This window comes from Plasticicumulans sp. (assembly GCF_035331805.1).
In the GTDB taxonomy this organism is placed as follows: Bacteria; Pseudomonadota; Gammaproteobacteria; order Competibacterales; family Competibacteraceae; genus Plasticicumulans.
Map to the genome: position 1 here is coordinate 1 of NZ_DAOLKE010000111.1, position 10298 is coordinate 10298.

9 protein-coding genes and 1 tRNA gene are annotated in these 10298 nt (G+C 67.8%); 7 read left to right on the forward strand and 3 right to left on the reverse strand.

The genetic code is table 11. The features are described 5' to 3' along the window. The coding region (locus tag PKE44_RS09650) for a DUF4124 domain-containing protein (RefSeq protein WP_324550492.1) at window positions 1-227 on the reverse strand (227 nt) is incomplete at its 3' end. A gap of 275 nt (window positions 228-502) precedes the next feature. On the opposite strand from PKE44_RS09650, the gene PKE44_RS09655 reads away from it, so the two are divergent. From PKE44_RS09655 to PKE44_RS09675, 5 genes are all read left to right on the forward strand, one after another. After that, window positions 503-2245: an acetolactate synthase 3 large subunit gene (locus PKE44_RS09655; protein ID WP_324550494.1), complete on the forward strand. Its 1743-nt coding sequence runs from the start codon at window positions 503-505 to the stop codon at window positions 2243-2245. Between the two features lie 2 nt (window positions 2246-2247). Then, window positions 2248-2739 carry an acetolactate synthase small subunit gene (ilvN, locus tag PKE44_RS09660; protein ID WP_324550496.1) on the forward strand — a complete coding sequence of 164 codons (492 nt, stop codon included), beginning with the start codon at window positions 2248-2250 and terminating at the stop codon, window positions 2737-2739. A gap of 78 nt (window positions 2740-2817) precedes the next feature. Further along, window positions 2818-3831 (forward strand): ketol-acid reductoisomerase, encoded by a 1014-nt coding sequence (ilvC, locus tag PKE44_RS09665; RefSeq protein ID WP_324550498.1) that lies wholly within the window; start codon window positions 2818-2820, stop codon window positions 3829-3831. Between the two features lie 245 nt (window positions 3832-4076). Then, window positions 4077-5585 (forward strand): GGDEF domain-containing protein, encoded by a 1509-nt coding sequence (locus PKE44_RS09670; protein ID WP_324550500.1) that lies wholly within the window; start codon window positions 4077-4079, stop codon window positions 5583-5585. A 104-nt stretch (window positions 5586-5689) separates the two neighbouring features. Then, complete coding sequence (locus PKE44_RS09675) at window positions 5690-6547, forward strand: type IV pili methyl-accepting chemotaxis transducer N-terminal domain-containing protein (RefSeq protein ID WP_324550503.1); 858 nt, start codon at window positions 5690-5692, stop codon at window positions 6545-6547. 24 nt (window positions 6548-6571) lie between these two features. Here the strand turns inward: PKE44_RS09675 and PKE44_RS09680 are convergent, their stop codons facing one another. Next, on the reverse strand, window positions 6572-6958 hold the full coding sequence (locus tag PKE44_RS09680) for a SirB2 family protein (RefSeq protein WP_324550506.1): 387 nt from the start codon (window positions 6956-6958) through the stop codon (window positions 6572-6574). Between the two features lie 80 nt (window positions 6959-7038). Next, window positions 7039-8808, reverse strand: a complete 1770-nt coding sequence (locus tag PKE44_RS09685; RefSeq protein ID WP_324550509.1) for a phosphoenolpyruvate carboxykinase (GTP) — start codon at window positions 8806-8808, stop codon at window positions 7039-7041. 219 nt (window positions 8809-9027) lie between these two features. Here PKE44_RS09685 and PKE44_RS09690 point away from each other — a divergent pair. Both PKE44_RS09690 and PKE44_RS09695 read left to right on the forward strand, forming a co-directional pair. Beyond that, window positions 9028-9111, forward strand: a tRNA-Leu gene (locus PKE44_RS09690). Between the two features lie 130 nt (window positions 9112-9241). Continuing rightward, a partial coding sequence (locus tag PKE44_RS09695; RefSeq protein WP_324550511.1) for an integrase family protein occupies window positions 9242-10298 on the forward strand: 1057 nt, incomplete at its 3' end.

Sequence of the window (10298 nt, forward strand, 5' to 3'; positions counted from 1 at the left end):
CCCCCGCCCGCAGCCGGCGGGGCGGCCGGCGGCGAACCGGCGGCGGGCGGCGGCAGCGGGTCCTCGCGGATGACGACCGGCTTCGCATCGGCCCCGGGCGGGGGCGTGGACGAATAATGCGTGCGGCCTTCGGCATCGACCCACTTGTAGACCGCGGCATCGGCGGGCAGGGCGCCGAGTGCGAGCCAGCCGAGAACCAGCAGCAGGGCCGGGCGGGCGCGGTTCATGATGCGTACTCCTGCGGTTTCAGCGTGTTGGGAGGGCGGTCGTGCGGCGGGAATGCCCGCCGTCCTTGACCTTTGGGGGGGCTGCGGATAGTTTGCCCGGTCCGTGCGAACTGGCTGCCACCGATGACCCCGTCCGCGACTCCGCGGGCGGTGCCCGAAAGGCCGTTCCTGCTGATCCGCGGGGCGCGCAGCCACGACGATACCGGCGATTTTGCCAGTCTGCGCGGCGCCACGCCGCCGTCAACCCATATGCCCAGTCCCAGGAGGCTCCTGCCGTGGAACTCACCGGTGCCGAGATCGTTGTCCGTTGCCTGAAGGAAGAGGGGGTCGAATACCTCTTCGGCTATCCGGGCGGCTCCGTACTGCACATCTACGATGCGCTGCACGGCCAGGACGACGTGAAGCACGTGCTGGTGCGGCACGAACAGGCCGCCGCGCACGCCGCCGATGGTTACTCGCGTGCCTCGGGCAAGCCCGGCGTCGTGCTCGTGACCTCCGGTCCGGGCCTGACCAACGCCGTCACCGGCATCGCCACCGCCTACATGGATTCGGTGCCGATGGTGATCCTGTCCGGGCAGGTGCCGACCAAGCTGATCGGCAACGATGCCTTCCAGGAGGTCGACTCGGTCGGCATCACGCGTCCGTGCGTGAAGCACAACTTCCTGGTCAAGGACGTGAAGGACCTCGCGGTCACGATCAAGAAGGCTTTCTACATCGCCACGACCGGCCGCCCCGGTCCGGTGCTGGTCGACCTGCCGAAGGACATCACCGCTGCGCGCGTCGAGTTCGACTACCCGAAGAAGATCAAGCTGCGCTCGTACAACCCGACCGTGAAGGGCCACGCCGGCCAGATCCGCAAGGCGGTCGAGCTGCTGGTGCAGGCGCGCCGGCCGATGATCTACACCGGCGGCGGCGTCGTGCTGTCGGACGGTTCGAAGGATCTCGTCGAGCTCACCCGGCTGCTGAACTTCCCGATCACCAACACGCTGATGGGGCTCGGTGCCTATCCGGCCACCGACCGCCAGTTCGTCGGCATGCTCGGCATGCACGGCACCTATGAAGCGAATCTGGCGATGCATCACTGCGACGTGCTGTTCGCCGTCGGTGCGCGCTTCGATGACCGCGTGACCGGCAACCTCGAAAAGTTCTGCCCGAACGCCCGCATCATCCACATCGACATCGATCCGTCGTCGATCTCGAAGAACGTGCCGGTCGAGCTGCCGATCGTCGGCTCGGTGCCGAACGTGCTGCGCCAGATGATCGCGGTGCTGAAGGAGGAAGGCCTCAAGCCCGATGCCGAGGCCATCGCCCAGTGGTGGCGGCAGATCGACGAATGGCGCGCGATCGAGTCGCTCGCGTACCGCAACAGCGACACGATCATCAAGCCGCAGTACGTGGTCGAGCAGCTCTACAAGGTCACCGGCGGCCAGGCGATCGTGACCTCCGACGTCGGCCAGCACCAGATGTGGGCCGCGCAGTACTACCTGTTCGACCGTCCGCGCCAGTGGATCAACTCCGGCGGCCTCGGCACGATGGGCTTCGGCCTGCCGGCGGCGATGGGCGCGAAGTTCGCGTTCCCGGACCTCGACGTGGCCTGCATCACCGGCGAGGGCAGCATCCAGATGATGCTGCAGGAACTCTCGACGATGAAGCAGTACGGCACGCCGGTGAAGATCGTGAACCTGAACAACCGCTATCTGGGCATGGTGCGCCAGTGGCAGGAGTTCTTCTACGAGAAGCGCTACTCGATGTCGTACATGGAAGCGCTGCCGGACTTCCGCAAGCTCGCCGAGGCCTACGGCCACATCGGCCTGCAGATCGAGAAGCCGGCCGATGTCGAAGGGGCGCTGCGCGAGGCCTTCGCGATGAAGGACCGCACCGTGTTCCTCGACTTCCTGACCGATCCCGAAGAGAACGTCTACCCGATGATCCCTGCCGGCGGCGGCCAGGCCGAGATGCTGCTCGCCGGGCGCGACGCGATGAAGAACGTGCACGAAGAAGGGATGATCCTGGTGTAATCATGCGACACATCATTTCGATCCTGCTGGAGAACGAATCCGGCGCCCTGTCGCGCGTGGCGGGCCTGTTTTCCGCCCGCGGCTACAACATCGAGTCGCTGACCGTCGCGCCGACCGAGGATGAGTCGCTGTCGCGGCTGACGCTGGTCACCTACGGCAACGACGCGATCATCGAGCAGATCGTCAAGCAGCTGAACAAGCTGATCGACGTGGTCAAGCTCGTCGACCTGACCGAAGGGGCGCACATCGAGCGCGAGCTGATGCTCGTGAAGGTGCGCGCGACCGGCGAGCTGCGCGCCGAGATGTTCCGGCTCACCGAGATCTTCCGCGGCCGCATGCTCGACGTGTCCGAGAGCACGTACACGATCGAGATGACCGGCCCGAGCGACAAGCTCGATGCCTTCCTCGGCACCGTCGGTGCCGACAACGTCGTCGAGGTGGCGCGTTCCGGCGTCACCGGCATCGCGCGCGGGCCGAAGGGCCTGCACGTCTGAACGACTGACTCCACCTTCCTGGCGGGGCCGGCCGCTACCAAGGCCTGCCCCGCGCTACCGCCCGCAGGGAACTCCCGCATGAACGTTTACTACGACAAAGACGCCGACCTCTCCCTCATCCAGGGCAAGACCGTTGCCATCATCGGCTACGGCTCGCAGGGTCACGCCCACGCCAACAACCTCAGCGAGTCCGGCGTGCAGGTCGTCGTCGGCCTGCGTGCCGGCGGTGCCTCGTGGCAGAAGGCCGTCAACGCCGGCCTGAGCGTCAAGGAAGTCGACGCCGCCGTCGAGGGCGCCGACGTGGTCATGATCCTGCTGCCGGACGAGAACATCGCCGGCGTCTATCAGCAGATCGAGAAGAAGATCAAGCAGGGTGCGGCGCTCGCCTTCGCGCACGGCTTCAACATCCATTACAACCAGGTCGTGCCGCGCGCCGATCTCGACGTGATCATGATCGCGCCGAAGGCCCCGGGCCACACCGTGCGCTCGACCTACAAGGCCGGCGGCGGCGTGCCGCACCTGATCGCCGTCTATCAGGACAAGTCCGGCGCGGCCCGCGACATCGCGATGTCCTACGCGGTCGCCAACGGCGGCGGCAAGGCCGGCATCATCGAGACCAGCTTCCGCGAGGAGACCGAGACGGATCTGTTCGGCGAGCAGGCCGTGCTCTGCGGCGGCGCCGTCGAGCTGATCAAGGCCGGCTTCGAGACGCTGGTCGATGCCGGCTACGCGCCGGAGATGGCCTACTTCGAGTGCCTGCACGAGCTGAAGCTGATCGTCGACCTGATCTACGAAGGCGGCATCGCCAACATGAACTACTCGATCTCGAACAACGCCGAGTACGGCGAGTACGTGACCGGCCCGCGCGTCGTGACCGAGGCGACCAAGGCCGCGATGCGCCAGTGCCTGACCGACATCCAGACCGGCGAGTACGCGAAGAGCTTCATCCTCGAAAACCGCGCCGGCGCCCCGACGCTGACCTCGCGCCGCCGTCTGACCGCCGAGCACCAGATCGAGGTGGTCGGCGAGAAGCTGCGCGCGATGATGCCGTGGATCAAGGCCAACCGCCTGGTCGACACCAGCAAGAACTGAAGAAGCGCGTCCCGGCGCAGCGCGCCGGCTCGACAGCGGAAGGGAGGGCGCCAGCCCTCCCTTTTTTATGCGTGCTTCGTGCGTGCGACCGCGGTCTGGTCGTCTGCTTTCGTGTACGCCTGCAGGCATGACCGGTTCGCCTGGGATGACCCGAGGGTCACGCGGCGGTTATGGTAGGCTCGGTCCGGACACGCCGCCTGCCGCTCGTGTCGCATCCTTATGAAAGTCGAGGACGCCGTACGCCGATGGATGAAACCCTGCTAGCCCGACTCGGTGCCTGCACGCACCTGCCGACGCTGCCCGCCGTCGCGATGCGCATCATCGAACTCGGCGACGACCCGGATGCCGGCATCGGCGAGATCGCCGACGTGGTCTGCCGTGACCCGGCCCTGACCGCGAAGCTGCTGAAGATCGCCAATTCGCCGCTGTACGCGCAGCGGCGCAAGGTCGAGAACCTGCGCCAGGCGATGATGCTGCTCGGCCTCAACGCCGCGATGACGCTGGCGCTGAGCTTCTCGCTGGTCGGCGGCTTCGGGGCCTCGGCCGGTGGGCTCGACCACCTGCGCTACTGGCGGCGCTCCCTGCTGACGGCGCTGGCCAGCCGCACGATCGGCCTGCAGGCCGGTCTGGGGCAGCACCGCGAGGAATTGTTCCTGGCCGGCCTGCTGCAGGACATCGGCATCCTCGTGCTCGATGCCGCGGCACCGCAGGACTACGCCAGAGGGCTGGACGCCTGCCCGGGGCATCTGGCGCTGGCGCAGGCCGAGCAGGCGGTGTTCGGTGCCGATCACGCCGAGGTCGGGTCCTGGATGCTGGATCGCTGGGGCATGCCCGAATATCTGGTGCTCGCCACGCGCTTCAGTCATGCCCTCACCGCCGGGGCGCTGGCCGACAGCGGCGAGAATGCCCGCTTCTTCGCCTGCACGACGCTGGCCGGCTGGCTCGCCGAGGTCTGGCTGAATCCGCCCGACGAGGCCGGCACCGCGCGCATCGGCATGCTGGCGCAGGACCTGCTCGGACTCGATGCGGCGGCCGTCACCGCGCTGGTCGATGAGATCGGTGCGCAGATTCCGGAAACCTCGGCGCTGTTCGAGATCGAGCTGCCCGATGCCGCGCAGGTGACGGCCGTGCTCGATCACGCCCGCGAGGTGCTGATGGTGCGCAACCTGCAGATCGTCCAGGAGGCCGCCCAGGCGCGCCGCCAGGCCGAGCACATGCAGGAACGCGCCCGCCTGCTGGAGGAACGCTCGCGCCGCGATCCGCTGACCGGGGCCTATAACCGCAGCTCGCTGCAGGAGACGCTGGCGAGCGAATTCCGGCTCGCGACCGAAGGCAACTGGCCGCTGACGCTGGCCTTCATCGATCTCGATCACTTCAAGCGCGTCAACGACACCTTCGGCCATCAGGCCGGCGACGAGGTGCTCTGCGAGATCGTCCGGCGCCTGAACGCGCACATCCGCTGCACCGACATCGTCGCGCGCTTCGGCGGCGAGGAATTCGTGCTGGTGCTGCCGGGCCTGCGCCGCAACGCCGCGCTGACGATGCTGGAGCGCGTGCGCGCCGCCATTGCCGCAGAACCCTGCCGGCTGGCCGAGGACCAGCAGGTGACGGTGACGCTGTCGATCGGCATCGCCACCCACGGCGAGGACAAGCCGTACGAATCGGCCGAGAGCCTGCTGCGCAACGCCGATCGCGCCGTCTACGACGCCAAGCGCAACGGCCGCAACCGCGTCGAGTGCTACCGCGACGACTGAAGCGCCCCGGCATGGTTGGCCGGAAGGCGGGTCGATAGACTAACGGGCCTCTCCGTCCGGATGCCCGGTCCCGTACCGCTCCTCCATCAGCCAGGTCGCAAGCCATGGACACGATGCGTATCGCCCCGCTGCATGCCGCACCCCCGGCCCGGAAATCCGCCGGCCCCGGCGCCGTCCTGCTGCTGAGCCTGATGCTGGCGCCGCTGCCCGCAGCCTTCGTGCTGCCGCCGCCGGCCGTGGCGGCCGAATCCCTGGCGCTGTCCACGGCGATCAACATGGCCGGTCGCCAGCGCATGCTGACCCAGCGCATGACCATGGCCTATGCCCAGATCGGGCTCGACGTGCAGACCGACGAGGCGCGCCAGCGCCTGGAGGCGGCCGTCCAGCAGTTCGAGTCGCAGCTCGCCACGCTGCAGGTGTCGGCGACGACTCCCGAGGTCAAGACGGCCCTGGTGCAGGTCGATGCCCTGTGGCGGCCGTTCCGGGTCATCGTCACGGCAGCGCCGACGCAGGCCGGTGCGCGCGAGCTGATCGTGCAGAACGAGGCACTGCTCGCGGCCGCGCAGGACGTGGTGCTCAGGCTGCAGGCGCAGTCGCAGACTCCGGCCGCGCATCTGGTCGATCTCGCCGGTCGCCAGCGCATGCTGTCGCAGCGCATCGGCAAGTTCTACATGCTGAGCGCCTGGGGACTGGCCTCGCCGGAGCTGAGCGCGGAGATGCAGAAAGCCGGCGAGCAGTTTCGCAGCGCGCTCGATGAACTGCGCAAGGCCCCGCAGAACACGCCCGAGATCAGCGCCGACCTGCAGGAGGTCGACCGGCTGTGGGTCGTCTACGAGCGCGCCTTCCGGCTGCGCGATGGCCAGCAGTACATCCCGACGCTGGTGGCCGTCACCAGCGAGAAGATCCTGCAGCAGATGGACCGCATCACCGGCCTGTACGAAAAGCTGATGGCCGCGAAGTGAGCCTGCGGACCGTGGCGGGCCGGCTCAGAGCCGTGCCAGCCACGACGCCGGCGAATGCTGCAGCGCGGCGCCGACGATGTAGCCTGCCGTCAGCAGCGCCGCCGCGAACGCCGTCGCCCGCTGCCGGTACGTGCGGCCGTGGCGCAGCGCCACGGCACCGAGTCCGATGTAGACGACGAGCGCCAGCACCTTCGCGCTCAGCCAGCCGTTCACGAACGGATACTGGCCGAGCACCCGCGTCAGGCCGATCGCGCTCGCGAGCAGCACGGTGTCGATCAGCGGCGGCAGCCAGCGTGTCCACGGCGCATGCACGCGCGGCGAGCCGGCGAGCATCCACAGCCCGCGCAGCGTGAACAGGCCGAGGCTCAGGCAGACCGCGGTCACGTGGGTGTGATGCAGCGCAAGATACATGCAGGCTTCCTCGGGCTGGCGGGGCCGCCAATGAAAACGCCGCCCGGGCGGGCGGCGTTGTCCGGGCGACGATCCGGCGATCAGGCCGTTTCGGCGCTGCGGGCCTTCTCCAGCGCGATGCGCGTGCGCTCGAATTCTTCCCAGAGCCCGCGCGGCATGTGCTCGCCGTACTTCGCGAAGTAGGTGCGGATGTCCTCGAGCTCGGCCTGCCAGCGGCCGGCATCGATCGACAGCAGCGCTTCGAGGGTTTCCGGCGATACGTCGAGGCTGGCGGTGTCGATGTCTTCGGCGCGCGGCATCGGACCGATCGGCGTGTCGACGGCTTCGGCCTGACCGGCGCAGCGTTCGAGGATCCACTTCAGCACGCGCAGGTTCTCGCCGAAGCCCGGCCACATGAACTGGCCGTCGGCGTCCTGGCGGAACCAGTTGACGTGGAAGATCTTCGGCAGCTTGTCGGACTTGTCGGCAAACGACAGCCAGTGGCCCCAGTAATCGGCGAAGTTGTAGCCGCAGAACGGCTGCATCGCCATCGGATCGCGGCGCACGACACCGACGGCGCCGGTCGCCGCCGCCGTGGTCTCGGAGGCCACCGAGGCCCCGACCAGCACGCCGTGCTTCCAGTCGCGCGCCTGGAACACCAGCGGCGCGAGTTCGGCGCGGCGACCGCCGAACACGATCGCCGAGATCGGCACGCCGGCCGGGTCATCGATGCGCGGCGAGACGCTTGCGCACTGCTTCGCCGATACCGTGAAGCGCGAGTTCGGGTGCGCCGCCGGCCCCTTGGCCGCATCGAAGGGATTGCCCTTCCAGTCGATGACCGGCGTCTGGTCCTTGTTCTTGCCTTCCCACCACGGCTGCTGGTCGGCGGTGACGGCGACGTTCGTGAAGATCGTGTCGCGGTCGAGCATCTCCAGCGCGTTGCGGTTGGTCTTGGCGCCGGTGCCGGGTGCGACGCCGAAGAAGCCGGCCTCGGGGTTGATCGCCCACAGCCGGCCGTCCTCGCGCAGGTGCAGCCAGGCGATGTCGTCGCCGACCGTCCAGACCTTCCAGCCCGGCATCGTCGCCGGCGGGATCAGCATCGCCAGGTTGGTCTTGCCGCAGGCGCTCGGGAAGGCCGCGGCGACGTAGTGCGTCTCGCCCTGCGGGTTCTCGATGCCGACGATCAGCATGTGCTCGGCCAGCCAGCCCTCGCTGCGCGCCTGCCAGCTGCCGATGCGCAGCGCATGGCACTTCTTGCCGAGCAGCGCGTTGCCGCCGTAGCCCGAGCCGATCGACTTGATCGTCAGTTCCTCGGGGAAATGCATGATGAAGCGACGTTCCGGGCTCAGATCCCCGGTCGAGTGCAGGCCCTTGACGAAGCCGCCCTCGCGCTCGATGCGCGCCAGCGCCGCCGCGCCCATGCGCGTCATGATGCGCATGTTGGCGACCACGTACGGGCTGTCGGTGATCTCGACGCCGCAGCGCGAGAGCGGCGAGTCGATCGGCCCCATGCAGTAGGGCACGACGTACAGCGTGCGGCCCTGCATGCAGCCGTCGAACAGCGAGTCGATCTTGGCGTGGGCCTCGTCCGGCGCGATCCAGTTGTTGTTCGGACCGGCGTCCTCGCGATCCTGCGTGCAGATGAAGGTCAGGTGCTCGGTGCGCGCGACGTCGGTCGGGCTGGAGCGGTGCAGATAGCAGTTCGGGTGCGTTTCCTGGTTCAGCGCGACCAGATCGCCGTTGCCCAGCATCAGCTCCACGAGCCCGCGATACTCGGCTTCCGAGCCATCGCACCAGTGGATGCGGTCAGGACGGGTCAGGCGGGCAACTTCTTCTACCCAGGCCTGCAGGGCTTGGTTCGTCGTGCTCATCAGGATGCAGCTCCTCGGACGTGGAAGGTGTTCAGGCGGCCGATGCGGCCCGGACGGCGGGGCAGGAAGCGGGCTCGTGTAGGAATCGTTTTCATCAGCCGGTAAGCCCGCGCAGTTTATCGTCGCCGCGGTACGGCGTGCAAAGACAAGGCGTTGCGGCATGCGCGACCCGCGGCCTTGTCAGTCCGTGGAATTTCCTTATACTTCGCGCCCCCGCTCGCCGGAGTGGCGGAATGGCAGACGCAGTCGACTCAAAATCGACCGCCGCAAGGCATGTGGGTTCGAGTCCCACCTCCGGCACCATCGAAATATCTTCGATATCAGCAGCTTGCGCAGCTTGCGAGCTATAAGCAAAAAGCTCGCCAAGTGCCGAAATTGATGCACGACACGCGAAACCGTGACGCAAACGTGCATCAGTTCCGGGGGACTTCCCGTGCGCATCCTGCTTTCAGACGCCTTCCTGCGCAGCCGCCAGCATCGGCCCGGTGCGCGTGTCATTGTCCATGACTCGCGCGTGACCGGGTTCGAGTGCGTCATCGGCGCACGAACCAAGACATTCCGGCTGCGGACCCGTGCCGTATCGGCGCTGCTCGGTCGCTGGCCGGTGCTGACCGCCGATGAAGCCCGCGCCAAAGCACTGGACCTGCTGCGCCGGGTGGCGGAAGGCGAGGCACCGGCGAACGTGCGGGCTGCTCAGGTCGCGCGGCCGACGCTGTGCGAGGCACTGACCGACTACCTCGCCGCCAAGTCCCTGAAGGCCAGCACTGCGCGCAAGATGCGCGAGCGGTTGCGCTGTCAGTGCGCCGACTGGCTGCTGCTGCCGCTCGACGCCATCACGCTGAAGGTGGTGCAGGAGCGGTATCGCAGCATCGACAGCACCGGGTCGGCAAACGAAGTCATGCGCTACCTGTCGGCGCTGTTCAACTTCGTGGCAGCCCGTGATGGCGTGGCGCTGGAAAACCCGGTCGCGCGCCTGCGCAAGCTCGACGGACTGCGCGAACTGAAGCCGAAGGACCGGATGGTGCCGGATGCCAAGCTGCCGGCATGGTCTGCCGCGGTCGCCGCACTGGCGGACCGGGACGCTGCCGACACGCTGTGCTTTCTGGCTTTGACCGGCGCGCGCCTGAGCGAAGCCCTGCACCTGACATGGGCCGATACGGACCTGGAAGCCGGCAGCGTGCGTTTTCGCGATACCAAGAACGGCACCGACCATGCGTTGCCGCTCGGGCGGCATTTGCAGGCGCTGCTCTGCGCTCGCCGGAATCAGGCCACCAGCCGCACGAATCCGCTTGCCGCCGATGCACCGGTATTCGGCCTGAGCGAAACCCGGTTGCGTCGTGCCGTTGCCGAAGTCGTTGCAGCCATCGGCCTGCCGTGGAGTCCGCACGATTTGCGCCGCGGCTTCGTGACGACAGGGCAGCGCACGCTGAATGACCTTGCCACGGTCAAGCGACTGGTGAATCACTCGGCCGGCGGTGACGTGACGACCA